The organism is Leptolyngbya sp. PCC 6406 (genome assembly GCF_000332095.2).
Lineage (GTDB): Bacteria > Cyanobacteriota > Cyanobacteriia > Phormidesmidales > Phormidesmidaceae > PCC-6406.
Genome location: NZ_KI913949.1, coordinates 4,832,413 through 4,856,699, shown reverse-complemented (window position 1 = coordinate 4,856,699; position 24,287 = coordinate 4,832,413). Strand labels below are relative to the sequence as shown.

General features: G+C 56.6%; 24 protein-coding genes. 17 read left to right on the top strand and 7 right to left on the bottom strand.

Features of this window, described 5'->3' with window-relative positions:
- Positions 1-241 precede the first annotated feature (241 nt).
- A complete protein-coding gene (locus tag LEP6406_RS0221720) occupies positions 242-2,347 on the bottom strand; it encodes a M3 family metallopeptidase (RefSeq protein ID WP_008318497.1) in 2,106 nt (701 codons plus the stop codon).
- 750 nt (positions 2,348-3,097) lie between these two features.
- Between LEP6406_RS0221720 and bcp the strand changes: the two genes are divergently transcribed.
- From bcp to LEP6406_RS0221705, 3 genes are read left to right on the top strand one after another with little or no spacing between them, the layout of a single operon-like run.
- The gene (bcp, locus tag LEP6406_RS0221715; RefSeq protein WP_008318496.1) at positions 3,098-3,577 is read left to right on the top strand and encodes a thioredoxin-dependent thiol peroxidase; all 480 of its coding nucleotides are present in this window, start codon (positions 3,098-3,100) and stop codon (positions 3,575-3,577) included.
- Between the two features lie 3 nt (positions 3,578-3,580).
- A complete protein-coding gene (locus LEP6406_RS0221710; RefSeq protein WP_036028678.1) occupies positions 3,581-4,042 on the top strand; it encodes an NUDIX hydrolase in 462 nt (153 codons plus the stop codon).
- Between the two features lie 54 nt (positions 4,043-4,096).
- Positions 4,097-4,915 (top strand): alpha/beta hydrolase, encoded by an 819-nt coding sequence (locus tag LEP6406_RS0221705; RefSeq protein WP_008318492.1) that lies wholly within the window; start codon positions 4,097-4,099, stop codon positions 4,913-4,915.
- Positions 4,916-4,949: 34 nt separating this feature from the next.
- On the opposite strand, the gene LEP6406_RS35530 is transcribed toward LEP6406_RS0221705, so the two are convergent.
- The 4 genes from LEP6406_RS35530 to LEP6406_RS0221690 form a co-directional block, all read right to left on the bottom strand.
- Positions 4,950-5,360 carry a hypothetical protein gene (locus LEP6406_RS35530; protein ID WP_008318490.1) on the bottom strand — a complete coding sequence of 137 codons (411 nt, stop codon included), beginning with the start codon at positions 5,358-5,360 and terminating at the stop codon, positions 4,950-4,952.
- A gap of 9 nt (positions 5,361-5,369) precedes the next feature.
- Positions 5,370-5,696, bottom strand: coding sequence for a metallophosphoesterase (locus LEP6406_RS35525; RefSeq protein ID WP_008318487.1), 327 nt, complete (start codon positions 5,694-5,696; stop codon positions 5,370-5,372).
- Between the two features lie 342 nt (positions 5,697-6,038).
- Positions 6,039-6,914 (bottom strand): energy transducer TonB family protein, encoded by an 876-nt coding sequence (locus tag LEP6406_RS30625; protein WP_008318486.1) that lies wholly within the window; start codon positions 6,912-6,914, stop codon positions 6,039-6,041.
- A gap of 59 nt (positions 6,915-6,973) precedes the next feature.
- Positions 6,974-10,345 (bottom strand): response regulator, encoded by a 3,372-nt coding sequence (locus tag LEP6406_RS0221690; RefSeq protein ID WP_008318483.1) that lies wholly within the window; start codon positions 10,343-10,345, stop codon positions 6,974-6,976.
- Between the two features lie 183 nt (positions 10,346-10,528).
- On the opposite strand from LEP6406_RS0221690, the gene LEP6406_RS29210 reads away from it, so the two are divergent.
- Both LEP6406_RS29210 and LEP6406_RS0221680 read left to right on the top strand, forming a co-directional pair.
- On the top strand, positions 10,529-11,179 hold the full coding sequence (locus tag LEP6406_RS29210) for a GNAT family N-acetyltransferase (protein ID WP_008318481.1): 651 nt from the start codon (positions 10,529-10,531) through the stop codon (positions 11,177-11,179).
- Positions 11,180-11,840: 661 nt separating this feature from the next.
- Positions 11,841-12,314, top strand: coding sequence for a hypothetical protein (locus tag LEP6406_RS0221680; protein ID WP_008318475.1), 474 nt, complete (start codon positions 11,841-11,843; stop codon positions 12,312-12,314).
- A 123-nt stretch (positions 12,315-12,437) separates the two neighbouring features.
- Here LEP6406_RS0221680 and LEP6406_RS0221675 read toward each other — a convergent pair whose 3' ends face one another.
- Both LEP6406_RS0221675 and LEP6406_RS0221670 read right to left on the bottom strand, forming a co-directional pair.
- Positions 12,438-12,998, bottom strand: coding sequence for an FKBP-type peptidyl-prolyl cis-trans isomerase (locus LEP6406_RS0221675; RefSeq protein ID WP_008318472.1), 561 nt, complete (start codon positions 12,996-12,998; stop codon positions 12,438-12,440).
- Between the two features lie 136 nt (positions 12,999-13,134).
- Complete coding sequence (locus LEP6406_RS0221670; protein WP_008318469.1) at positions 13,135-13,458, bottom strand: phasin family protein; 324 nt, start codon at positions 13,456-13,458, stop codon at positions 13,135-13,137.
- A gap of 191 nt (positions 13,459-13,649) precedes the next feature.
- Between LEP6406_RS0221670 and LEP6406_RS0221665 the strand changes: the two genes are divergently transcribed.
- The 12 genes from LEP6406_RS0221665 (at position 13,650) to LEP6406_RS0221605 (ending at position 24,011) form a co-directional block, all read left to right on the top strand.
- Positions 13,650-13,970: a TIGR03792 family protein gene (locus LEP6406_RS0221665; protein WP_008318466.1), complete on the top strand. Its 321-nt coding sequence runs from the start codon at positions 13,650-13,652 to the stop codon at positions 13,968-13,970.
- A gap of 158 nt (positions 13,971-14,128) precedes the next feature.
- A complete protein-coding gene (locus LEP6406_RS0221660; RefSeq protein ID WP_008318465.1) occupies positions 14,129-14,506 on the top strand; it encodes a zinc ribbon domain-containing protein in 378 nt (125 codons plus the stop codon).
- Positions 14,507-14,971: 465 nt separating this feature from the next.
- Positions 14,972-16,138 (top strand): pyridoxal phosphate-dependent aminotransferase, encoded by a 1,167-nt coding sequence (locus LEP6406_RS0221655; RefSeq protein ID WP_008318462.1) that lies wholly within the window; start codon positions 14,972-14,974, stop codon positions 16,136-16,138.
- 86 nt (positions 16,139-16,224) lie between these two features.
- On the top strand, positions 16,225-16,542 hold the full coding sequence (locus LEP6406_RS29205; protein WP_008318460.1) for a hypothetical protein: 318 nt from the start codon (positions 16,225-16,227) through the stop codon (positions 16,540-16,542).
- A gap of 190 nt (positions 16,543-16,732) precedes the next feature.
- Positions 16,733-17,875: a metallophosphoesterase family protein gene (locus tag LEP6406_RS0221645; protein WP_225886601.1), complete on the top strand. Its 1,143-nt coding sequence runs from the start codon at positions 16,733-16,735 to the stop codon at positions 17,873-17,875.
- A 125-nt stretch (positions 17,876-18,000) separates the two neighbouring features.
- Positions 18,001-18,267 carry a hypothetical protein gene (locus tag LEP6406_RS33100; RefSeq protein WP_155834744.1) on the top strand — a complete coding sequence of 89 codons (267 nt, stop codon included), beginning with the start codon at positions 18,001-18,003 and terminating at the stop codon, positions 18,265-18,267.
- On the top strand, positions 18,242-19,528 hold the full coding sequence (gene glp, locus LEP6406_RS0221640; RefSeq protein WP_008318455.1) for a molybdopterin molybdotransferase MoeA: 1,287 nt from the start codon (positions 18,242-18,244) through the stop codon (positions 19,526-19,528). The genes LEP6406_RS33100 and glp overlap by 26 nt, the downstream gene beginning before the upstream one ends.
- 98 nt (positions 19,529-19,626) lie before the next feature.
- The gene (locus tag LEP6406_RS0221635; RefSeq protein ID WP_008318452.1) at positions 19,627-20,628 is read left to right on the top strand and encodes a GDP-mannose 4,6-dehydratase; all 1,002 of its coding nucleotides are present in this window, start codon (positions 19,627-19,629) and stop codon (positions 20,626-20,628) included.
- A gap of 36 nt (positions 20,629-20,664) precedes the next feature.
- Positions 20,665-21,777, top strand: coding sequence for a glycosyltransferase (locus tag LEP6406_RS0221630; RefSeq protein ID WP_008318450.1), 1,113 nt, complete (start codon positions 20,665-20,667; stop codon positions 21,775-21,777).
- Positions 21,778-22,370: 593 nt separating this feature from the next.
- Positions 22,371-22,724 carry a HesB/IscA family protein gene (locus LEP6406_RS0221620; RefSeq protein ID WP_008318449.1) on the top strand — a complete coding sequence of 118 codons (354 nt, stop codon included), beginning with the start codon at positions 22,371-22,373 and terminating at the stop codon, positions 22,722-22,724.
- Between the two features lie 250 nt (positions 22,725-22,974).
- Entirely contained in the window at positions 22,975-23,397 is a 423-nt protein-coding gene (locus tag LEP6406_RS0221610; RefSeq protein WP_008318447.1) for a tetratricopeptide repeat protein, read from the top strand.
- Positions 23,398-23,816: 419 nt separating this feature from the next.
- Positions 23,817-24,011 carry a hypothetical protein gene (locus LEP6406_RS0221605; protein ID WP_008318445.1) on the top strand — a complete coding sequence of 65 codons (195 nt, stop codon included), beginning with the start codon at positions 23,817-23,819 and terminating at the stop codon, positions 24,009-24,011.
- Positions 24,012-24,287 lie beyond the last annotated feature (276 nt).

The following is a 24,287-nucleotide window of genomic DNA, read 5'->3' as shown; positions in this document are numbered from 1 at the left end:
ACTGCCGGAAGGAACTCCAGAATCCAGCTTCAATGGCTCAGTCAATCTGAGGGAGATTGAGACTGGCTCCTAGTGAACAGCCCCGGCACGCAGCCGGCTCACTTCAACCTGGAGACCCATGCATTTACTACTGTCTGACATGGGCATCACCTCCTTAATTCCCTGGACGGTTTTTATCTCAGGTCATTGTGCAATTGTTTGCACTGGAGATAAGGTAACACAGATTTATTGTTCACACCCCCTAGGCAGCAGTGCTCAGCCCTCGGTGACGGAGTAGCGCAGCGGTGCTGGGCTCTCTTCCTCGGAAGGATTTGAACACCTCCATGGGATGGCAACTTCCCCCCATGGCTAACACCGTATTGCGAAACCGCCGCCCTGTTTCCGCGATCGCGGTTTCATCCTCCAGACCCGCATCCTCAAAGGCCGCAAAGGCATCAGCACTGAGCACCTCTGCCCAGAAATAGCTGTAGTAACCCGCCGCATAGCCCCCGGCAAAGATATGGCCAAAGGAACAGAGCGACGCATCCTCTGGCAACGGCTTCAACACCATGGTTTTGGCTGCAAAGCGATCGCGCACATCCCAGATTGTTTCTTCGCCATCGGCGCGGTAGCGGTGGTGCAGTTCCAGATCCAGCCAGCCAAAGTTCACCTGCCGCAAAATGGCGGAGCCCGTCATGAAATTTCGGGCCAGTAGCAAGCGCTGGTAGAGTTTCTCCGGCAACGGCGCTCCTGTTTCGTAATGGCGAGCTAGGGTGAGCAACGTGTCCCGGTGATAACACCAGTTCTCCATAAACTGGCTGGGCAGTTCCACCGCATCCCACTCCACATTGTTGATGCCCGCCGCACCAGGATAGTCCACCTGGGTCAGCATGTGCTGAAGGCCATGGCCAAATTCGTGGAATAGGGTTTCCACCTCCCTAAAGGTCATCAGGCTGGGCTTTCCCGCCACCGGGGGAGACTGGTTACAGATCAAATAGGCCACCGGTAGCCGGATAACAGTGCCAAACTTACCCCGGTTGACACATTCATCCATCCAGGCCCCGCCGCGCTTTTCTGAGGGACGGCTGTAGGGGTCAAGGTAAAAATGTGCGATCACTTGCCCCCCTTCGTCAGCAACCTGGAAATAGCGCACATCTGAATGCCATACCGGAGCTGTTCCATCGGCGGGGGTAATCGTGACCCCAAACAATTGGTGAGCTAGGCCAAACAATCCCTCTAATACCTGAGGTAAGGGAAAGTAGGGGCGTAACTCTTCGTCATTGAGGCCATACTGTTCCTCCCGCATCCGCTCCGCCCAGAAAGGCACATCCCACTGCTTCAGATCCTCCGCCTCTGCCGCCCTCTTCGCTTGGGCAAAGTTCTGGAGATCGGCCAATTCTTTCACTGCCGCGTCGTAACTCGCCCGCCGCAGTTCCTCCATCAACTGCTCTACTGCCGCTACCGAGGGGGCCATTTTACGCGCAATACTGAGTTCCGCATAGGTGGCATAGCCCAAAATTTGCGCCATTTCTTGCCGTAGCTCCAGCGTACGCTCAATGATGGGCTGATTGTCCCACTCCCCAGAGGCGGCACGGGTGACAAAGGCACGATAGACCTGTTCTCGCAGATCTCGCCGCCGACTGTGCTGTAGAAACGGTACATAGCTGGGATAGTCCAGAGTAATGCGCCATGGCCCTGCTGCCTGCGCCTGCTCCTGAAACTCCTGCTCATCTTCATCCGCTGCTTCCTGAGCTGCCTGGGCCGACAAAGCCAGCAGACTGGGGGGCAACCCCTCAATGTCTTCCGGGGTGCTTAGGGTCAGACTGAAGGACTTGGTCGCATCCAGAACGTGATTAGAAAACTTGGTAGAAAGCTCCGCCAGCGACTGCTGGATCTCGTTAAAGCGCTCCTTCGTGCTGCCCTCTAAGCCCACACCCGAGAGTTCCGCTTCCCGAATGGCTGCTTCTACAATGCGCCTCTGGGCAAGATCCAGGGTTGTCCACCCGTTTCCCTCTTGCAGTTGCTTAAACGCCCGGTAGAGGGGCCGACTCTGACCTAAACGGCTGGAAAATTTCACTAGAGCGGGCTGTACTGATTCGTAGGCGTCCCGGAGTTCGGAGCTGTTTTTCACCCCCATCAAGTGGCTGATAATTCCCCAACTCCAGCGCAGGCGCTCTTCAATACGGGTTAGGGGCTCTACCAAATCCTCCCAGCTAGGCTGAACCCGAGCCTCTAGGGTCTCCAGTTCCTGGTTTAGAGTCTCCAAAAGCTGGTGTATACCGGGCACCACATGCTGCGGCTGAATGTTGTCGAAAGGAGGCAGTCCTTCGCCAACCAGTAAGGGATTTTGCGGAATCGTTAAACTCATAGTGGCAATAGACGACGATAGGTGAACTCAGGAGGCGGTGAACTCAAGATGCAATATGTGTCAGCGCGGATTTACTAGGGGCTGTGGATAATACAAAGCCAGATCCTGATTATGGGGCGGCTACAGCTCCTAGCTTGATTTAGTAAGGTGGGCGTGGTCATGCCTACCTCGCAAGGATTTCCCCGTTAATTGTCCACACGCCCTAGTGATGATCTGAAATGGGCTTAAGCGAACTCATTTCGACTTTGATTTTAGCACCGGGCAGAGTGGGTTTGGAGGGATTGTCTTGGGATTCCTCAGCAAGAGCTACTAATTCGGGGTTTCCCGATATCGAGAAGGGCGGGCTTTGAGCCTCCCATTCTGAGTTCCCAACACCGGGTTAGGACGGGTACGGAGTTGACCTTGATCCTGGATTATCCGGCACGGGGCAGGGCGGGTTTTGTCAGCCCATTCCTGAATCATCACCCACCCAATTCCGGCTAAACCCGCCCCTACGGCGACATCCTGCATTGGCACGGAAACCGCGCCCCTACGGCGACATCCTGCATTGGGCGCGGAAACCGCGCCCCTACCGGGAAATTCAAAATTCAAAACTCCCCCACCCCTAAGCCCTCCGGGCAGGCTAACTCCCTGGGAGTGGCTTCGCCAACGCCTTTCTTGAATGCCGTTAGGCTATACACCCCCCTACTCCAACACCCCATCACCCATCCACCGGGATACAATAGCGACACTCGATCTGGAGAAAGCCTGATGACGCTTGCCGTTGGTGACCCCGCCCCCGACTTTGATTTGCCTGATGCTGAGGGCAATCAAGTCAAGCTCAGTGATTTCCAGGGGCGGCGGGTGGTGCTGTACTTTTACCCCCGAGACAATACACCGGGTTGTACGAAGGAAGCCTGTGGCTTTCGAGATGCCTATGACCAATATCAGGATCAGGATGCGGTGGTTTTGGGGATAAATGCTGATGCTGCGAAGGCCCACAGCAAATTCATCGCTAAATATAGTTTGCCCTTCCCACTGCTGATCGATACAGGAGGGGAAGTCGCTGCTGTCTACGGCAGCTATGGCCTCAAAAAATTCATGGGCAAGGAATTTATGGGGGTCTTTCGCCACAGCTTTATCATTGGCCCCGATGGCAAGGTGGAGAAAATTTATCGCAAGGTCAAGCCAGAACTGCATGCGGCGGAGGTGCTGCAAGACCTGCTATCCCTCGCCCATGGCGAATCCTAGGCTATGGGTATGATGGGGCTCTGGCGTCCAATGCGGGTGTTGCTGGGGTTATTGCTCCGTCGTCCCATTCTGGGTACCAGCATCATTCCCCGGTTGCCTAATGGGGAAATTCTGTTGGTGCGGCGGCGAGATAATGGCCTCTGGAGCCTGCCGGGGGGCATTGTGGATTGGGGTGAGGACATTACCACCGCTGCTCGCCGGGAACTGGCGGAGGAAACGGGCTTGACAGTGATCCAGATGGGGCGTCTAGTGGGAATATATTCCGCGCCCGAGCGTGATCCCCGCTTCCATTCGGTCTGCGTAGCCCTGGAGGCTCAAGTAGAGGGGACACCCCGTATTGGGGATCCGGCGGAGATTCTTGAGGTGATGGGTTTTTCGAGGGATGAATTGCTCCATCTAACCTTGTCCCATGACCACACCCAGCAGCTTCGGGATTATCTGGCGGGGAATACGGTGTTGGCATGACTCTCTGCTATCCGCTAAGCCAGCGACAATCAGCATGACAGGTCATAGGTCACGATGACAGGACTATTGCGCAATGGGCGGATGCGCCTCTCGAAGGGCACGCTATTTTGGCGAGAGGGGGGCCAGGGGGCAACCTTAGTGTTTCTCCATGGGAGTTGGGCGGAGAGCAGCCAGTGGGTGCCGTTGATGGAGGTGTTGTTACCCCGGTTTCACTGCCTTGCGCCGGATCTACTGGGCTTTGGAGAGTCTACGGTGCTTCCTCGGACGGCCTATTCCGTAGCGCTTCAGGTGAATGGCTTGGCGGAGTTTTTGGCTGGGGTGCGATCTCCTGCTGTAATCTTTGTTGCCGATTCTTTAGGAGCTTGGGTTGCGACCCGTTATGCCCTACGCTATCCCGACCAAGTGCGGGGACTGGTGGTGATGGCACCGGAGGGGGTGATGCCACCGGGGTTAGGGAATCGCTGGCGCAGGGAGGCATGGCTGGCTCGGCGTTGGTCTCCTCTCCTTTTGGCTTTATGGCTGATTCGTCCTCTGGTGTCTCTGTTGGGAGGTAGACGCTGGCTGCGACAAGTGGAGTTACGGCGGCGGGAGTTGCGACGCTACCCTGCTGCCTGTCGAATCCTGTTTCAGGGGCGGCGAGGGGAGCGCCGCGCAGAATTGCTGGATGAGGCGTTGCCGGGGCTGCTGCCCCCAATGTGGGTCTTGCAGCCGGAGGGCACGGCGATGGTGAAACAGGCTTTAGGGCAAACCTATGCCAGCCGGGTGGGACGGGGTAAGCTGAAGCCGATGGATACTCCGAGTTCTGTACTGTGGGATGAACCGAGGGAACTTGCGGATTTGATCCAGCAATTTGCGATCGCGCTTGATCCCTAAGGAATTTGCACAGGAATAAAGTCCCAGCATTCCATCAGAACACAACGGCACCGAGGGGAGAGCGCTGGCGCTGCCCCACAAAGGGACTGATGGATTCCTCTAGCGATCGCAGGCGTTGGGTCTGGTCATAGACGTTGAACTGATAGACCAATTCATTATCTAGATCCAGACCCGTCAGCCAACCACTGCGGGGATGATAGGCCCCGGTGTCAATATTGAGCCAGCCCGGTCCCTCCACCAGTTGACCTACGGTCGTATCTGGGAAGGTGAAGGTGATGGTATGCCCAGTGATGATGAGCTTATTGGGAAAGTAAGGCATCGGATTATTGTGAAACCGATCTCGAATCCAACACAATTCCTCCGCAGTCTGCTCACCGATGGGCAATTCGGGATGGATGCCAGCGTGAACCAGCCAAACATCGTCTAGGTCAATGTAGAGGGGCAAGCTGCGTAGCTATTGCAGATGATCGTTTAGCAGATCCATCTGGTCATAGCTGGAGAGGGTGGCCTGCCCGCCGCTGTATAACCAGGCTTGGAGGGCGCTGGCGTTGGCATGACCATCGGCAAAGGCTTCTAGTAATAGTTGTTCATGATTGCCCAAGACGCAGCCAGTGGCGTATTTACGCACATACTCAATCACTAGGGCGCTTTGGTTACCGCGATCGATCAAATCACCGACAAAGTACATACGGTCATCTTCTCTGGGATCCATGGCCTCAAGGAGCCCCATGAGTCCATCGTAGTGACCGTGAACATCTCCAATAAATAGGCGGCGAGACATGGCAGGGGATAACGATAACGAGGCAAGAATTTAGAATTTACATATCAGCCAACATGGGGGCAATGGGCCGCTATGTGTCGGAGGCAACCTAAGTGTTCCCATCAGCGTAACAAACCCCGAAGCTCCCCATGAACTCGTTTGGTAAAGACTTCGCAGGGAATGTTTGAAAGTTCTGTAGGGGGCTACACGGACAGGCAGGGCGGGTTTTGCCAGCCCATTCCTAAATCACCTACCCAATCCCGGCTAAACCCGCCCCTACGAGACATTCCATTCAAAATTCAAAACTCCCCCACCCACCTATGTGTGTCCTGAAATCCCCTTTCCTCCTTCTGCCTTGCGGTACTAGGGTGTAATCACCCCGGCAATTTCTAGCAGGGCGGCGTCAGAGAGAATGGGGGTTCCGGCGATCGTGGCGGGAATCAGGGGCTGGGTTTGATTTTGAACAATACATTGCATGGCGCGATCGTAGACCGTGTTGCCGCTGGATTGCAGCACCCATGATCCTAGGATTTGACCACTTTCATCCACCAGGATTTGGAGTCTGACGGTCACGCTGGCGGAACGACTGACCAGTTCCTGGGACAGGCATTGGGGATAGTCGGTGACCCGTAGGTAGCGGGTCTGCCAACCCGGTGGCAATTGGGGCAGGGTATCGGGGCGATCGCGGGCTTCGGGAACCCAGTCTATGGCCCAGCGGGTTTGCACACCGTCTCCCGCTGGGGCTGTTTCATTGCCATTGCTATTCCTGCTGCCATTGCCATTGCCACTACCATTGGCACTACCACTGCCATTTGTAGGGGGAACAGGAGTGGGCGAGGAGCCAGGAGTCGTGGGTGGGCTAGCTCTGGGGGCGGGGGATGAGGTGCTACTGGGGGGGCTCTCCGGTTGCACTGGAGGAAGGGTCGGTAAATCCGACGTTTCCGAGGAGGCCGTATTGGGAGCCATCGCTGTAGGCAGGGATACTTCGGGGAGTGCTTCAGTCCCGGTTTGTTCAGTCCCGGTCTGCATATTTCTAGAGGCTACCGTTGGGGCCGAGGTTCCAGAGATCTCCGTTAGCGTGACCAGTTCAATCGCAGCGGGCGGAACCGAGGCAGCACTACGGGCTTGTACAACCCAGCCCCAGAGGCCAGCCCCATGGATGGCGAGGGCCGCGATCGCGCTGGCGGGCCAGAGATAAACCGGATCTTGGTGGTGGTCGGGCCAGAGAGGAGATCCCATTAGCAGCACCCAAGGGCATTGCCCTCAGCTTAATGCCTATGCCAGCGTATAAAGAATCCCTAGGGCAGGGCGGGCACCTCTAGGCATAGGGTCGAGGCTAGAATGGGAGTTGGCACCCCCCGTAACGCCACAGGTCGGGGCGTCCCTAGTTCACTGGGGTCAAGGTGTTGGGCTACCTCTGCCGAAACCAGCACCCCATTGGGGTCCGCTGCCTCTTGGAGCCGAGAGGCAATGTTGACACAGGGACCGATGGCCGTATAGTCCGCCCGCACAGAACTGCCGAACATGCCCACCACCGCATCCCCCTGGTGGATGCCGCAGCGAAATTGAACGGTCTGAATCCCCTGGGTTTGCCAATGTTGGTTGAGGCGCTGGAGTACCTGGTGCATTCGATGGACTGCCGCGATCGCGTGGCGAGCTTGATCCGCCGGGGACCATTCCTCCGGTGCCCCAAACAGGGCTAGCACGCCATCACCCATAAACTTATCCACAGTGCCGTTGCAGGCAAAAATGGCATCAGTCATGACCTCCAGGTATTCATTCAGCAACTGGGCTACCCGCCGGGAGCCTAATAAGTTAGACAGGGGGGTAAAACCCACAATGTCGCTGAAGAGGATAGTGACAAGGCGGGGTTCGGGTTTGAGGTCAAGCTGTAGCTCCCCACAGGCAGCTTTCTGCACCAGAGATTTGGGCAAGAATCGCCGCAGCACCGATTCCGTCAGATACTGGTTGAGTTCCGCCACCCGCTGTTCATTGGCCTTTAGTGCCAGCAGGTTGCGCACCTCCGCCAGCAGTTCACGATCGTTGAAGGGCTTACTTAGGTAGGCGTCTGCCCCCTGCTCCATGCCTTCAATACGGGTTTCGTCATCCACCTTGGCGGTGAGCAACACGACGGGAACTGTCCGCAGGCGCTCATCTTGTCGCACCTGCTGAATCAGTTCTAACCCAGACATCCCCGGCATCATTAGGTCCGTCAGAATCAGATTGGGGGGCTGGCTGTGGGCCATCTCTAGGGCCATTGTGCCACTGTGGGCGGTACGGACTTGGTAGCCCTGGCGTTGCAAGACGTGGGATACGTAGGCTCGCAGGTCTGCATTATCGTCTACGACCAGAATATGGGGACTGTCGGGGCCAGGGGAGGATTCGGCCCTAGCAGGGGGAGCCGCTTCAGAGGCTTCTGGCCCTTCTAGGGCCACGTCTGCTAGTTCTACTGCCGCTCGCCCCATCTCTAGGTCTACCGGGGCTTCCAGCACTTGATCGGGGGGCAAATGCCGGGAACCTAGGGGTAACTGTACGCGGAAGGTGGTGCCTTCTCCGTAGGTGGACTGGACTTCTACCTCTCCCTTATGGAGATTGATCAGTTCTTGGACGAGGGCAAGGCCGAGACCGCTGCCCTCATAGCTGCGGTTGGTAGACCCATCTGCCTGCTGAAACCGCTCAAACAGATGAGGTAACTGGTCGGCTCGAATGCCAATGCCTGTATCCTTGACCGTCAGGATGGCATGGTCACCCTCTGGGTGCAGCGTCACCGTGATTGTGCCCTCTGCTGGGGTGAATTTAACCGCGTTCGACAGCAGGTTGTAGAGCACCTTGTCGAACTTCTCTAGGTCTAGGTACACCGGAGGGCAGGGTTGAAGCTGGGTGACTAGGTGAATCTGTCTGCGATCGCAATAAGGGCGAAAGGCGGTGACAATTTCATCCACAAAGCGATCCAGGCCACAGGGCCGGAAGGTGGGCTGCATTCGGCCTGCATCCAACCGTTGCAGGTCTAGGAGCTGGTTGACTAGCCGCAGCAGGCGACGGGCATTGCGGAGGGCGACTTGGGATTGGTCATGGTCTAGCCCTTCCCCTCGGTTTACCGCCGACTCCAGCGGCCCGAGGGTGAGGGTGAGGGGGGTACGAAATTCGTGGGAAATATTCTGGAAAAACTCGGTCTTCTGGCGATCCAGCGCCAAGAGCTGTGCCGCTTGGTCACGGGTGGTCTGGTAGAGTCGGGACTGTTGAACTGCGATCGCAGCCTGGGCCGCCACCACTTGGACCAGATTAATGTCATTAGGGTGCCAAGGACGGGGCTGCCCGGTTTGGCGCAGCGAAATACTACCAATGACATTCCCCTCCGTCACCAAGGGCACCACCAACAGCGAACGGGCGGAGGACCGTAGGGCTTGGGCCATGTCCATTTCAGGGCGCTGGGCTAGATCATCCACCACCACCGGTTGATGGGTGGCCAAAATTTCTTGCAACACCGGGTTGGCATGGATCGGCACCTGGGACCGAGGCAAGTCCGTAGGGGGAATATTGTCATCGACAGTGCGATCGTACAGCCCCACGCATTCCACATACTCATCCGTTGCTGTCCAGAGGGAGAGCACACAGCCATCCACCTGGAGCGCCTGCCCAAGTTCCTGAGTAATAGCGGCAAAAATAGCCTCCGGCTCCAAACTAGAGCGGATTGCCTGAGTCACCGTGTTGATCAACTGCTCCTGACGAGCGAGGGCCTGCATCTGCTCATAGGTGCTGGCCTGAGCCAGAGCCAGAGCTGCCTGATCCGCCACCGTCACCAACAACTGAGTTTCGTGGTTTTCCCAGTGCCGAGATTGGCCACAATGATGCAGGGCCAGCACCGCCATGACAGTGTGCTGGCTACTCAGGGGAATGAGGATGCTAGAGCGGATATCCAGATCTTGGTAGACGGCCTCAGTGGTAGTGGGGGGTAAAATCCGACCTTCTCCGCCAATAATCTGGACCTCTTCCACTTCCCACGCTAACTGATCCACCAGCGCCGTCGCCCTGCCCCCATCAACACCGGTTGTTGCTGTGTAGATAAACGTCTGACTGCCTAACCCGGCCCCAGAAACAGGGCGTAGAACACAGATTGTGGCCTCTATCAGTGCCCCCACCGTCTCCACAATGGTCTGCATCATGGGGCGAGACCCAGCAGCATTGCGAATGGTATTGGTAATGGCATTGAGTAGGCTTTCCTGGCGCAAGACCCGTTGTAGATCCTCCGTCCTAGCCTTCAACACCTGATGGGTTTCAAGGGCCTGTTTCACCACTGCCCGCAGATGTTCATCTTCCCAGGGCTTGGTGACGTATTTGAAGACGCGGCCCTCATTAATGGCATCGACCAAATCCTCTACATCCGTGTATCCGGTCAGAATAATCCGGATGATGTTGGGATAGGTGGCGGCGGTTTGACTCAGAAACTCAGTACCGCTCATTCCCGGCATCCGCTGGTCGGAAATAATTACCGCGACATCGGGCTGGGCCTCTAGCAGTGCTAAGGCATCGTAGCCATTGTCGGCCCGGAGCACCTTGAACTGTCGGTAGAAGGTGCGATAGAGCAAGTCCAAGTTGTCTGGCTCATCGTCCACGACCAACAGCTTGGGCTTCCCGAGGGTGGCATCAGAATAGGGGGTAGACAACTGCATGCACTCGATCAGCCTAACAGGCCAAAAACGGTCTAAAGGAAATCCGTACTTTCTACCCTTACGCCAAGGGCAGAATTCAATCCGGGGAGTTCCCTGGGCTGTGCGCTAGGGGAAGAGAAGGGTACACTGCTTGCTGAGGGGCAAGCGTCCTGAGTTTACCTAATCCCAGGGTGCCCAGACCCTGTGGGATTTCATCATGGCTCTGGCCATCGTGGTGTTCTGGTGTTGTCATTTCCTTCCCTGAGTCAGAGCCCCTATAAGGTCCGGGTTGCCGCTGCCCAGGATCTCCACCAGCTTGCGGACATCCTGACCCGTAGCTTTTACCCCCCTACCAGTTGGCGGCAGTGGGCCTTTCCCTTCCTGCGATTCAGCATTTACGAAGATCTAAAGCAGCGTCTAAATGCGGCGACAGCCCACCATGCCTGCTTGGCGGCGGTGATAATTGGCCCCACTACAACTTCAGAGTGGCTGGTGGGGACCGTGGAGGTGGCTCCTCGGCGCTATCCCCTCTGGGTGAACCGCCAGCCCCGCCAACTGTATCTCTCGAATCTGGCGGTGAGAGAAAATGCGCGGCGTCAGGGAGTAGCTCGTCACCTGCTGGCGGCTTGTGAGGAAACTGCCCATACCTGGGGGTTTCGAGAACTTTATCTCCACGTCATGGAGGACAATGTCTCGGCTCGACGGCTATACCGTCAGGCGGGATATCAGATCCAATATGCGGAAACAACGCTGCTGTCCCTGCTAGGAGCCCGCCCTCGACGGCTATTGCTGCGTAAAAGTCTTGCATCTGAGAAATCATCCCCTGGGTTGGACAATGGGTGTGACTCTGGCTGATCTATACTCTGGCTAATCTATACTCTGGCCTCTACCCAGATTCAGAATAGGGGTTTAGCTGAAACCCTCTAGGGGGATTGCCCCCTAGTCCTTTTACAGAAAGATTACAGGGATATCCCACATCTTCATAGGAGCTTCATGCTTTGCCGTAGTAGACGCTATGGGATATCCGTTGATTCTCTTAAAATTGATGGTGTGCAGGGGATTCGTCACCCGTTTTACCCCTCAGGCATGTGGTAATAGTGTCCTAGATTTGTCGGGAGCCAGATTGTCTCTCCTGATATATCTCTATGATTCCATTCCTGATATGCCTGGTTACCAGACGCTTAGTCCCTGAATAAGGTTTCGGATTTTTGTCAGGTATTCCTGACGTTTTCCCTTCGGTTAGGGCGCGTCATCAATTACGGGTGAAAGCCTTGCCGGGTAAGCATTGCCGCGCCCGGTCCTGTGATATGGCTAGGGGCTGTAGCCGTTGTACAACAAAGGTTCTGACATGAATTGATGACAGCCCCTAGCGTTCTGCTCCGAGCCAAGCAATCCTGGACAGCAGCATTCTGGGTGTATTAGGTGATGGTCAGGTGTGCTGTGAATTGTCGGGCTAGAGCGCTCTGACCCTGATTAGGGACTATCGCTGAATGTGTGCTGACGACAATCTGTTACTATGCTTCCGACCCATCAAGACTCTGTAGCCTATTCCCCTGTGAAGCAAGATGCGGGAGCAGATGAGATCCTAGAGCGCATTACCAGCGGCAAGCTTTGGATCGTTAACCCTCGCCGCCGTAATGGCATTGTGATCTATCGCAAGTTTTATGCCGTATTTGCGGGGCCAGGGGCCGCAGTGGGGGGGCTGTTTGATCAGCACTGTAGCCAGGTGATTCCCCTGGGTAAGCTGTCTTTGCTGACCCCAGCTTCCCATGAAGATCAGCAAAAAGCGATTCGCATTCGGCTCCAGTGGGTGCGGCTCACCCAGAATTTCACTGATCGTCCGGTGCCTATTGAGCGGGCGCAGATGATTCTGGAGCAGTTCAAAATGTATTTTGACCAAGAGATTGTGGCGCGGGTACCCGACGAAGCTTTTGCCCAACTGGTGGGGGTGTTTCCGGAGACGGTCCATTTAGCCCGCCGGAGCATGTGACAGGTTGTTGATGTTTGTTCAAAGGGTGTTTATTTGAGCATCCATCCCTGTTAAAACCCCCGGCCATTGGAGGTAATAGCCGGGGATTTTTCACGCTATCCTATGGGCCGTCTTAGCCTCGCCTTAGCCAATGCGGAGCAGTTCCACCTCGAAGATCAGGGTGGCGTTGGGGGGAATTACGCCACCAGCTCCTCGGGCTCCGTACCCCAACTCGGGGGGGATTACGAGCCGTCGCTGTCCGCCAACCCGCATGGTGGATACCCCTTCGTCCCAGCCCTTGATCACCTGTCCAACGCCAATGGTGAAGCTAAAGGGGCGATTGCGATCGCGGGAACTATCAAACTTGGTGCCATCTTCTAGGGTGCCTGTGTAATGAACGGTTACCCGCTGCCCAGATTGGGGCATGGCACCAGTGCCCTCCAGGGTATCTACATACTGCAAGCCGGAATCGGTCGTTACATAATGAATTGCTTCTTCAGCCATTTCAGACGAGTCCTCGGGGGTAGGCTCTGCGGGAGCTAAATCGGCGGCGGACTGGGCCACCAATGTCTCCGCAGGAGCGGCTAGGTCTTGGGTGATGAGATTTGCCGCGATCGCGTCATCCTGGCCGCCAGTGAATTGAGCTACTACCAGCACAACACAGCACACCGCCAACACAGCAAAGCTTATGAGAATCTCGCGCACGGGGAATTTCCTCCAGCAGCGATTTACAGCAAGATATCAATGGCATTCACGAATGCCAAACAGACCTATCCTACCGAGATTAGGGTCATCACGGCAGGTTTTTACCCTAAGCACCATGGACTTGGTGAAGACGGCATTACTTCCAGAGCTTATTTTCCAGGTCACGAACCTGGCGCTCTAGGCGATCAATGCGGCCCCGCAACTCATCCATCTCGTTTTGCCGAGGCACCCCCAGATCTTGCAACACATTGCGAAGCTGGCGGTTCATCTGTTCTTCAAACCCAGTGGAATCGGTCGAAAACTGAGCCATCACCTCATCCACAAACCGACTGGCCTGTTCTGGATTGAACTTGCCGTCGCGGACCCACTCTTCACTCACCTGGCGCAGGCGTTCCGCCACTAGAGAGGTTGTGCCAATGCCGATCATCAGCATTTGACGCAGCAGGCTATTGGTATCCATGGTGCCTCCAGGCAAAGGGTCAGCGTGACCCTGTTCAAGCTTTATTCTGACAAAGAATGTAAAGATCCTCCTATGCTGACAACCGAACCTTATCTGTTCTATGGGGGCAAGGGGTGAGCAGGAAAACACGGCATACCCCCGCCTAATAACGGGGCATCAACGGTGCAAGAAGCGGGGGAGGAGAGGATTCTGTGGTGATTGAATGGCTTGAGTTTCGGGTGCCTGCCGACCAGCGAGAGCGCTATGTGCAATTGGATGAGGAAATTTGGACCCCTGCCCTGCGGCGCTATCCCGGTTTTTTGTCGAAGGAAACCTGGCTGGATCCCACAGATGCCGAGTTGGTGAGTCTGATGATTCGCTGGCGCAGTCGGGAGGAGTGGAAGGCGATTTCCGAGACGGATTTAACTGCGATTGAGGTCCAGTTTGACCAAGCCTTGGGGGTGGCCTATACCCTGGAAAATGCTCGGGAATTCCAGGTGCGGCGGTTTCCGGTGGGACCGAGGGCGGACTAGGGGCTGTAGATAATCAAAGCCAGATTCCTGGTTATGGGGCGGTTACAGCCCCTAGCTTGATTCATTAGGGCGGGCGTGGTCATGCCTACCTCGCAAGGGTTTCCCCGTTACTTGTCTACAGGTCCTAGGATACGGAGGGAACGCCTGAGGATATTCCTATGCCAAGCTGTCCCCGCTGTCAGACCCCGGTGCAGACTGTGGCGATCCAATGTCCCCACTGTGGGCTGCTGCTAAAGGCCCATGGGCATCCCGGCATTCCCCTACATCAGACTCTAGGAAGCCAGTATCTTTGTGCTGACTGTGCTTATCATGCTGACGATTCCTGCACCTTTCCCCAACGGCCCCAGGCGACCACCTGCACGCTCTACCAGTCGGTGGGCATCAGCGAGGTCGAGACATCGGGATGGTCAAAGACTGGTCCAAAAGGGCCATCCCACTCTTGGACGCCACGCCTCATCCTGCGCCGCTACGGGGTCTGGATCAGCCTGGTACTCCTTTTGGGCATCAGCTTCTTTATTGCCCTCAGTTCGCAATGACCTTAGGTGGGGGTGTGGGGGTGTAGGAGTGTGGGGGTGATGGGGTGACAGGAATTTTGAGTTTTGAATTTCCCGTAGGGTGCATAACGCTAAGGCGTGGCTTCGCCCACGCGAAGCAATGCACCGCAGAGATGCCGCGCCCAATGCAGGGGGTAACAGGTAACAAACAGGTAACAGGGAAGAACCGTAGGGGCGGGTTTAGCCGGGATTGGGTGGGTGATTCAGGAATGGGCTGGCAAAACCCGCCCTGCCCCGTGCCGGGTAATCCAGTCCTTTCGTTTGGGGGATCCCAAATGGGGGACTCAAAACCCGCCCTACCCAGTGCCGGAGAGTCTGAGCCACATGTTCTCTATCTGCATGGGGATGATTTGTCTGTATTCCTTGTCATGAATCCTAAAGAAATTGGCTCTAGAGGACTCCCTTTTCGAGCTAGCCTAGGGAGATTGGCAGATCGGCAGGCAAGACATGAAATTGGCAGATCGGGTTAATCGGGTTTCCCCCTCCATGACGTTGGCCATCTCCGCTAAGGCTAAGGCCATGACAACCCAGGGGCTGGACGTGTGTAGCTTCAGTGCTGGAGAGCCTGACTTTGATACCCCTGCCCACATTATCGCCGCTGCCAAAAAAGCCCTGGATGAGGGCAAAACCCGCTACGGTCCCGCCGCTGGTGAGCCCGCCCTACGGGCCGCGATCGCACATAAACTGAGGACCGAAAATAACCTCCCCTACGGTCCCGAAAACATCATCGTTACCAATGGTGGCAAGCATTCCCTCTACGGTCTGATGATGACCTTGATTAATCCGGGAGATGAGGTGATCATTCCGGCCCCCTACTGGGTCAGCTACCCGGAAATGGTCAAGCTGGCGGATGGGATTCCGGTGATTGTGCCTACGACTGCCGAGACAGGTTACAAAATCACTCCTGAGCAACTCCAGCAGGCTATCACCCCCCGTACTCGCCTGTTTGTGCTGAATTCCCCCTCTAATCCCACGGGAATGATCTACACCCCCGACGAGATTCGGGCCTTGGCCGCCGTTGTCGAGGGTCATGATTTGCTGGTGGCCTCGGACGAAATCTACGAAAAAATCCGTTATGGGGAGGCCGAGCACCTGAGTATTGGGGCGGTTAGTCCCGGAGCCTTTGAACGCACGGTGGTCAGTAGTGGCTTTGCCAAAGCCTTTGCTATGACGGGTTGGCGGCTGGGGTACCTGGCTGGTCCTGTGGAATTGATTCGAGCTATGAATACGCTCCAAAGTCACAGTACTTCCAATGTTTGCACCTTTGCCCAGTACGGTGCGATCGCGGCCCTAGAGGGACCCCAAGACTGCGTGGAAACCATGAGACGGGCCTTTGCCCAACGGCGGCGGGTGATTGCCGATCGGGTCAACGGAATTCCGGGGCTGTCTTGTCTGGAGCCCGATGGAGCCTTCTATCTCTTTGTCAGCATTGCGAACCTGGGGTTGTCCTCTCTAGATTTTTGCAATGCGCTGCTGGAGGAGAAGCACGTGGCCACTATCCCCGGCGTCGCCTTTGGGGCGGAGGGTAATATCCGCGTGTCCTACGCCACGGACCTCGACACCATTGAACGGGGCATGGATCGCTTGGAATCCTTTGTGAAGGCTTGTCTATAAGATGTTCCGGTTCCAGAGGTTGCGTTTCTCGGCGATAGATTGACTCGATGGGGTAGGATCATCAGGCTGTTAAGAACTGTTGAGCCATGGTTGAGCGGCCTATCAAAAAATCTGAGCGTGCCCCTGGCACTGGTGATGAGCCCAAACGGGAAGCGCGGCGAGAGTCTGGTGACAAGGATCGCAAGGGGGGACGGGGCAAGGGACGCGATCGCGAAGAAGTGAAGCGAGGGGTATCCCCAGCCCTCATGCGTGGTCCTAAGCCCCAGCCCATCAAGGAAGAAGAGCCCGCCCCGGAAGTGATTGCGCCTGAGGAGACTACTACCGAAGCAGTAACTGAGGAAGTGGCAACTGAGGAAGCGGCAACTGAGGAAGCGGCAACCGAGGAAGCGGTGGCCAAAGACTGATCCTAGACCATCGCAGTGGAGACGCCAGCAGCTAAGGGGATCCCCATTTAACGATGCCGATTGAAGATTGTATGGCTATCGGTTGCGCCCCCTCGACGTTCTCCAGCGACGAGGGTCGATGACTGATCGTCCATATCGTTATGATTGGGCTGATTTCTAAGAGGCCGTTAGAGTGTCGAGGGAGTTGAACTTGCGCCCTTTTCGTTTTGCCATTATTAGCGATCCCCACATTGCTCTGCCCCATACGATTCGGCAGATCCCCAATCGGTTTCACTTAGTCGAGGTGAGCATCCCCGTTTTTGAAGCCATATTGGCGGATCTGGCGGAGGCGGACCTAGACTTTCTGCTACTGCCGGGGGATCTGACTCAACACGGAGAGCGGGAAAACCATGAATGGTTGGTGAATCGCCTGCGCCAGTTGCCTTTCCCCGTCTATGTGGTGCCGGGAAATCATGATGTGCTAACGCGGGCGGGGGGTGATGCTCAAAGGCCGGTCGGAGCCCCTTGCCCCCTCAGCCTAAAGGAATTTCCCCACCTCTATCGAGACTTTGGCTACGACGGCAGTGATTTACCCTACTATCGCCAGGAAATTTTACCGGGACTTCACCTGATCGGCCTCAATTCCATTGCCTTTGACCAGGAGGGTAATCAAATTCCCTACGGTTACCTGACCGCTCCCCAGCGACACTGGTTAGAGGGCAACCTCAGGGACTGCGCTGACCAATGGGTGATGGTGATGATTCACCACAACGTTTTGGAACATTTGCCAGGGCAAAGCCGCCATCCCCTTGGACAGCGCTATATACTGCGGAACCGGAAGGCTCTTCTCAAGCACCTACAATCGTCCCCGGTGGCCCTACTGTTGACGGGCCATCTTCATGTTCAGGATGTAGTCCAGAGGGAGGGGCTTTGGGAAGTGACCACCGGATCCCTGGTTAGCTACCCTCACCCCTACCGGATTCTGACCGCTACTCCCACGGCTACTGGGCAACTGGAAATCCAGATCGAGACCCACCGCATCCTATCGGTGGCGGACTGGCCAGATTTGCAAGCTGCTTCCCTGGATTGGATGCGCGATCGCGCCTTTGGCTTTATGGTGCGCCTCCTCACCTGTCCCCCCTTCAGTTTGTCGCTGGCGGAGGCGGAGCAGTATGCTCCCCACCTACAGGATTTTTGGGCCAGAATCTCGGCTGGGGATGGCGACCTCACCTATCCCCAACTTCCCAGTCCCCTTCAGGAGCAACTGCGGACCTTTGGTGCGGTGGATGATGCGGGCAATTATTGCGCCATCGACAACGCCACCACGTTGATGTTATCCCACGGTAGACGGTGACAGGCATCGTGAGGGTGGCAGGGGGTCGAGAAGAGCTTTATTGACGGTCAAGAAGCCCTATCGATGTAGTTCATTTATACTAGCTGCGGCTACAATCTAGGCAGTGCTGCGTTGGGAATCTGCCGATGCCCGCGATCTCGTTACGGACTGGGGTGAGGGTGCGTTTGAAGGGGCAGTCGTCCCATCTTCCAGGGTTTTTGGTGGTGGCCTGTCGGGGCGATCGGGTCTGGGTGCGGCAGCCAAGTTGGCCCATCCAGGTCCAGGTGTGCGTTAATGTCACCCAGATAGCCATTCCGGCTCCGGTGTCACCTTGGTGGCCCGGTGTTGCAAGTCACCCTGGCCCCTCCTGTGGTGGGATAACGCCCTATGTCTGCGTCGATGATTCCCGCTGATGTCGCTGAAGCCCAGATTTTGAGCTGGGTCCAGCCTTTGGATCCGGAGCGCGATCTCGAAACGATTCCCCTCTTCCAGGCCATGGGGCGGGTGCTGGCGACGACGGTACAAAGCCCCCTGGACTTTCCCCACTGGGACAATTCCGCCATGGATGGCTATGCGGTGCGGTATGCCGATGTGGCAGAGGCTAGCGCGGAAACCCCTGTGATTTTGACCGTTGTGGAAGAGATTCCAGCGGGCAAAACTCCCCAACGGATCATCCAATCGGGGGAAACGGCACGGATTTTAACCGGATCCATGTTGCCTCTGGGGACAGATACGATTGTGATTCAGGAGGAGACGCAGCGGCAGGGGGATGGTGTTGAGATCCTGGCTGCACCTGAGCCCCAAGCCTTTGTGCGCCACCGGGCTAGTTTTCGGCGGGCGGGGGATGACCTGCTGGCGGCTGGGTTGGAATTACACGCCCCGGAAATTGCGGTCTTAGCGGCGGCACAATGGGCTCAGGTGCCTGTGTATCGACGGCCTCGGGTGGCGATTCTGTCTACGGGGGATGAACTGGTTATGCCGGATCAGCCCTTGCAGCCCGGTCAGATTGTGGATTCCAACCAATACGCCCTGGCGGCGTTGGTCCAGGCAGCGGGAGGGGAACCCGTGCCTCTGGGCATCATCCCGGATGACCCCGAAGCCCTGCGAGAGGCGATCGCGGCTGCCCTCACCCAAGCCGATTGCGTTCTATCCTCCGGGGGCGTGTCGGTGGGGGACTATGACTATGTGGATCGGATTTTGATGGAGTTGGGGGCGGTGCTGGAAATTCGGGCGGTGGCGGTGAAACCGGGCAAGCCCCTGACTGTGGCTAGGTTCCCCAGCTCGGAACCTAGCCCTGGACAGAGGGTGGCCCCAACCCTTTACTTTGGCTTACCGGGAAATCCCGTGTCGGCTCTGGTCAGCTTTTGGCGCTTTGTGGAGCCTGCGCTGCGGAAATTGTCAGGGCGGGCAGCGGGGTGGTCTCCTGTGTTTGTCGAGGCGCGATCGCAACAGGATCTCAAGGCGGGGGGACAACGGGAAACCTACCTCTGGGGCCATTTAGCCAGTACCGACCAGGGTCTCACCTTTTCCTTGGCCGGGGGTAGCCACAGTTCCGGTAACCTGATCAACCTAGCGGGCACCAATGCGCTGGCAGTGGTACCCGTAGGCACCCGGCTGGTGGCGGCAGGAAATCCTGTAGCGGTGATGTTGGTCGGGCGTATCGGGAAGTATTAGGGATGTTATCCATGGGGTGGGAAGATCCCAATCCCCTGGGCATCCTTACGTGAGACCCCTGATTCATTCCCACGAGGGCGTTAAACAGCACAAAGCATATGGCAGCAACGGCACTGATCACGGGTATTACAGGGCAGGACGGCTACTATCTCAGTCGGCTGCTGCTGGGGCGGGGCTATCGGGTGGTGGGGCTAGTACCCCCCAGCCGTCAAGCCAGTGTCGCCAAGTTGGAGGATCTGGCGGAGACCGTTGAGATTTTGCCCGTTGACCTCACGGATGAGATCGCACTCCGCCGTGCCGTCGCCGACCTCCAGCCCCAGGAGATCTACAACCTAGCCGCTCCCAGCTTTGTTCCCGCCTCCTGGAATGATCCCCTCGGCACCCTGGACTTGATTACGGGCACCGCCACCCGCCTCCTAGATGGGATTCGGCAGGCGGGCTTAACCACCCGCTTTTACCAGGCCAGCAGCTCAGAAATCTTTGGGGATGTGCAGGAATCACCCCAGGCGGAAACCACCCCCTTTCGCCCCAAAAATCCCTACGGGGCAGCAAAACTCCACGCCCACTGGACCATGGTGCATCACCGCGATCGCTATGGCCTCTTTGCCTGTAGCGGCGTGCTCTACAACCATGAGTCCCCCCGTCGTCCGCCCCAATTCGTCACTCGCAAGGTGGCCCTCGCCGCCGCCGCCATCAAACTGGGTCTGCGCGATCGCCTCACCATGGGGAACCTAGACGCCAAGCGCGATTGGGGGTTTGCCGGAGACTACGTGGAAGCCATGTGGCGCATGTTGCAAGCCGATAGCCCTGAAGACTACGTGATTGGCACCGGGATCCTCCACAGTGTCCGAGATCTGGTCGCCGCCGCCTTTGCCAGCGTGGATCTGAAGTGGGAAACCTACGTGGACATTGATCCCCATCTGATTCGTCAAGATGAACATTTTCAACTCGTGGCCAATCCCCACAAGGCCAATACGGGCTTGAACTGGCAGCCCCAGGTCAGCTTTGAACAACTGATTGAAAAAATGGTTCAGACCGACCTAGCCCGTCTGCAAGCAGGCCAAGTCTCCCCCCTTGCCTCCGCCCAGCCCGCCTTTTAAGACACAGAATTTTCAGGTATTCGAGGACAGAACTGAGTGGCACGTCAACCGCGTATTAGCTTTGTATTCCTGCAAATTTTTTCCTGCGAAGGGGGGATCCAGTCCTACGTCAAGGATGTTCTCCGGGCCTATGCCACCAACCCTGCCCTACCCCCCGCCGATGTGCTGCTACTGCGGGATGGTGCGAGCTGTGATAATCCCTTTCGCGATTCCAGACTTACCTTCTACTACCTAGAGAGCCCCTCCGCCAACCTGGGACGGCTACGGATGGCGTTGATTTTACTGTGGCATTTACTACGGGGCCGCTATCAGCGAATCATCTGTGGCCATGTCCGTTTGGCTCCTCTGGTTGCTCCCCTGTGTAAACGGTTCCGCATTCCCTATACGGTGATGACCTATGGCAAGGAGGTGTGGGCTCCCCTGCCCCCCCGGCAGCAGCAGGCATTACAGGGGGCGGACAGCCTTTGGTGCATTAGCCGCTACAGCCGCGACTTGGCCTGTCAGGCCAATGATCTGGATCCAGGAAAAGCTCACCTACTGCCCTGCGCTGTAGACGGGACGGTGTTTACCCCCGGCCCTAAATCTCCCCAGCTTCTTCAGCAGTATGGCCTAGAGGGTAGCCGCATCCTGATGACGGTGGCGCGGCTCTGGTCCGGGGACATCTACAAGGGGGTAGATGTGACGATCCGCGCCCTGCCCCAGATTTGTCAGCGCTTTCCCGAGGTGAAATACCTGGTGATTGGCCGGGGTGACGACCAACCCCGACTGGCCCAACTGGCCCAGGATCTGGGGGTGGCGGATCGGGTCGTCTTTGCCGGGTTCGTGCCCAATGACGCACTAGCGGATCACTATCGGCTAGCGGATGCCTACGTGATGCCCTCCCAAGAGGGGTTTGGCATTGTCTACATGGAGGCCATGGCCTGCGGAGTGCCTGTCCTCTCCGGGGATGCGGATGGATCGGCGGATCCCCTTCAGGATGGTCGCATGGGCTGGCGGGTGCCCCACCGGGATCCCGACGCGGTAGCCGCCGCCTGTGGGGAGATTCTGACGGGCACCGACCCCCGCTGTGAAGGCAGTTGGCTGCGTCAAGAAACCCTCGCCCAGTTCAGTCCCGAGAGTTTGCAAAAGCGACTGGCGACCCTGATCTAGCCCAGGGTTACGACCTGGTCTCTGAAGAACAGCTCCATCACTCCCCCACTCCCTGGCAGGGCGAGCACCGCCCGCCCCTACCACCTCCCCACTCCCCATTCGGGTCACCCGGCAACAAGGGCAACCACAAGGGATTGCCCCTACGGGAAATTGAATTCAAAATTCAAAACTCCCCCAATACCCTAATACCCCCAACCCCCCAATACCGATCACCCGGCGACTGGGTAGGGCGGGTTTTGAGCCTCCCATTTGGGATTTCCCGGTAGACACGAGCTAAACCCGCCCCTACGGAATATTTAATTCAAAACTCAAAATTCCTGTCATCTGCTACTTCCTGCATTGGGCGCGGAAACCGCGCCCCTACCCATCCACCCCAAACCCCCTACCCATCCACCCCAAACCCCCTACCCATCCACCCATCCACCCCCATACCCCCATACCCCCACTCCCTCTGCCATCAATGCCAGACCAATGGCGGCTTCAATGCTGGGGAGACTGGCTCCTAAGCTACACTGGGCACAGGTGAAGGCAGACGCTACACCCCCCTGCTCCAAAACCTACCTTAATATCCACCTAGCACCCTAGAAATTGTAATGACACAGACAGTGCAAAACGAACGGGGCATTCAGATGACTGAGGCTGCCCTCCAGCATGTCCAGGCGCTCCAAGCCCAGCACGGTAAAGACCTGTGCCTGCGGGTGGGGGTGCGGCAGGGCGGCTGCTCTGGCATGTCCTACATGATGGACTTTGAAGACCTTGGCAATGTGGGGGACCACGATGAGGTCTATGACTACGATGGCTTCAAGGTGGTTTGCGATCGCAAAAGTCTGCTCTACCTCTATGGCCTCGTGCTGGACTACAGCAACGCCCTGATTGGCGGTGGCTTCCAGTTCACCAACCCCAATGCCGCCCAAACCTGCGGCTGCGGCAAGTCCTTCGGCACTTAGGGATCCGCACAGAAATCAAGTCCCATCTGTCGGGGCGAGTTTAGCTCCTATTGACTGGGGAATTTACAATGGCTTGGGCTTTTCTATGGCTCGGGCCTGCTGTAGGCTTCAGAGGGTTCCATCTACAGGGTCATCCCATGGAATTGACCGCAGGCTTGGTTTGGCTGCTCTATCCCAGAATTACTGAGATAGAGGCCGGACAAGTCTTGAGTTGGAATACTCTTATCCCGGTGAGACAGGTAATTGCAGCATGACTCAGAGCGCTGAATCGCTATTTGATCAAGGTATTGCCCGGTATAAAGCAGGGGATCCGGTAGCGGAACTGATTCCCCTGTTCAAGGAGGTTTGCGATCGCGCCCCCAAAAGCAGCGCCGCCTTCACCTGCCTAGCATGGCTATACCTGCTTGAGGGCAAGGGATCCCTCGCCTTCAAGACTGCCCAGCGGGCAGTGAAGCTCAACCCCCAAGATCCCCAATCGCGGATCAATTTAGCCATCGCCTACCTGGAAACGGGGAAGAAGGGGGTGCGGGATCACATCGAACTGGTGACTCAGGTGATGATGGTGTCAGAGGAACTGCGTCAGGAAGTGCGGGAAAATCTTGAAGATGGATTACGCCGTCGTCCGGACTGGAAAAGTCTAGAGCGGGTACGCACATGGCTCTTTGACAGCTAGTACAGAAAGGCAGAGGGCAGAAGGCAGAAAAGGAATTCCTGGTCTCACAAGGGCTCCTGCTCCATCAAATAGGCAAGTTTTTATGCCGTCGAGTACTAGCTTCTGGCGGATTCCAGCCTCGGAAGGGCGGAGTGGATACCGCTAGCCCGTAACAGTCCGCAAAAAACTTTTGTGAACAATATTGCGGCCTGTGTCGCCCTCTTAAAAAGCCCTGGCAATTGTCCAGGGCTTTTTCATACAAGGGTTTCAGCCTTTTATTGTCCTAGCCGGAATCGGCATGAAATCCCATCGGGGATCGGTAAGAACGATTAGATAACTTAACGGCATGGCTCGAATTTGGGTGATAAGCTTTCTTTAACGAACCGATAAGGTTTACTGAGATTTTTCTTTCTGTCGAGCTAAATTACGGAGCCAAACCCATGGATACACGCACTGTCAAAGTTAAGCCTGAGACTCGCAACCACAAGGGCTTTTTTGTCCGCGACACCGACTATGAATTGGTGGAAATTGAGCAGTCTGGGTGGGCCTTGATCTGCATTGATGAGGCGACCTGCCACTATGTAGATCCCGACAACATTCGTAACCAGGATGCCAGCCTCGGGACCATGGAATGATCTGGGGCAGGCCCATCAGCTTCGTTAGATTGGCTCAGTAATGCCTTGCAAGAGGATTTGTAAAAAAGCGGCTGTTCCCTTGGGAACAGCCGCTTTTTTACGGGTGTTCAGGCACCAGTTTGGGGGGATAGGGTGTTCAACTCGGATTGATGTGTCACGCTGTGCTAACACTGCGGCAAGCGGGACGCTTGCGCGACGACGCGACGATGGCAGCAATAACTCACCTATTTGGTAGAGCAGGAGCCCTTGTGAAACGAGGAAGTCCACGACTTGGAA

Excerpts from the sequence above, each read along its gene's own strand:
- LEP6406_RS0221720 (WP_008318497.1), bottom strand. The coding sequence starts at position 2,347 with ATGAGTTTAACGATTCCGCAAAATCCCTTACTGGTTGGCGAAGGACTG.
- bcp (WP_008318496.1), top strand. The coding sequence starts at position 3,098 with ATGACGCTTGCCGTTGGTGACCCCGCCCCCGACTTTGATTTGCCTGAT.
- LEP6406_RS0221710 (WP_036028678.1), top strand. The coding sequence starts at position 3,581 with ATGGGTATGATGGGGCTCTGGCGTCCAATGCGGGTGTTGCTGGGGTTA.
- LEP6406_RS0221705 (WP_008318492.1), top strand. The coding sequence starts at position 4,097 with ATGACAGGACTATTGCGCAATGGGCGGATGCGCCTCTCGAAGGGCACG.
- LEP6406_RS35525 (WP_008318487.1), bottom strand. The coding sequence starts at position 5,696 with ATGTCTCGCCGCCTATTTATTGGAGATGTTCACGGTCACTACGATGGA.
- LEP6406_RS30625 (WP_008318486.1), bottom strand. The coding sequence starts at position 6,914 with ATGGGATCTCCTCTCTGGCCCGACCACCACCAAGATCCGGTTTATCTC.
- LEP6406_RS0221690 (WP_008318483.1), bottom strand. The coding sequence starts at position 10,345 with ATGCAGTTGTCTACCCCCTATTCTGATGCCACCCTCGGGAAGCCCAAG.
- LEP6406_RS0221680 (WP_008318475.1), top strand. The coding sequence starts at position 11,841 with ATGCTTCCGACCCATCAAGACTCTGTAGCCTATTCCCCTGTGAAGCAA.
- LEP6406_RS0221670 (WP_008318469.1), bottom strand. The coding sequence starts at position 13,458 with ATGGATACCAATAGCCTGCTGCGTCAAATGCTGATGATCGGCATTGGC.
- LEP6406_RS0221660 (WP_008318465.1), top strand. The coding sequence starts at position 14,129 with ATGCCAAGCTGTCCCCGCTGTCAGACCCCGGTGCAGACTGTGGCGATC.
- LEP6406_RS0221655 (WP_008318462.1), top strand. The coding sequence starts at position 14,972 with ATGAAATTGGCAGATCGGGTTAATCGGGTTTCCCCCTCCATGACGTTG.
- LEP6406_RS29205 (WP_008318460.1), top strand. The coding sequence starts at position 16,225 with ATGGTTGAGCGGCCTATCAAAAAATCTGAGCGTGCCCCTGGCACTGGT.
- LEP6406_RS33100 (WP_155834744.1), top strand. The coding sequence starts at position 18,001 with ATGCCCGCGATCTCGTTACGGACTGGGGTGAGGGTGCGTTTGAAGGGG.
- glp (WP_008318455.1), top strand. The coding sequence starts at position 18,242 with ATGTCTGCGTCGATGATTCCCGCTGATGTCGCTGAAGCCCAGATTTTG.
- LEP6406_RS0221635 (WP_008318452.1), top strand. The coding sequence starts at position 19,627 with ATGGCAGCAACGGCACTGATCACGGGTATTACAGGGCAGGACGGCTAC.
- LEP6406_RS0221620 (WP_008318449.1), top strand. The coding sequence starts at position 22,371 with ATGACACAGACAGTGCAAAACGAACGGGGCATTCAGATGACTGAGGCT.
- LEP6406_RS0221610 (WP_008318447.1), top strand. The coding sequence starts at position 22,975 with ATGACTCAGAGCGCTGAATCGCTATTTGATCAAGGTATTGCCCGGTAT.
- LEP6406_RS0221605 (WP_008318445.1), top strand. The coding sequence starts at position 23,817 with ATGGATACACGCACTGTCAAAGTTAAGCCTGAGACTCGCAACCACAAG.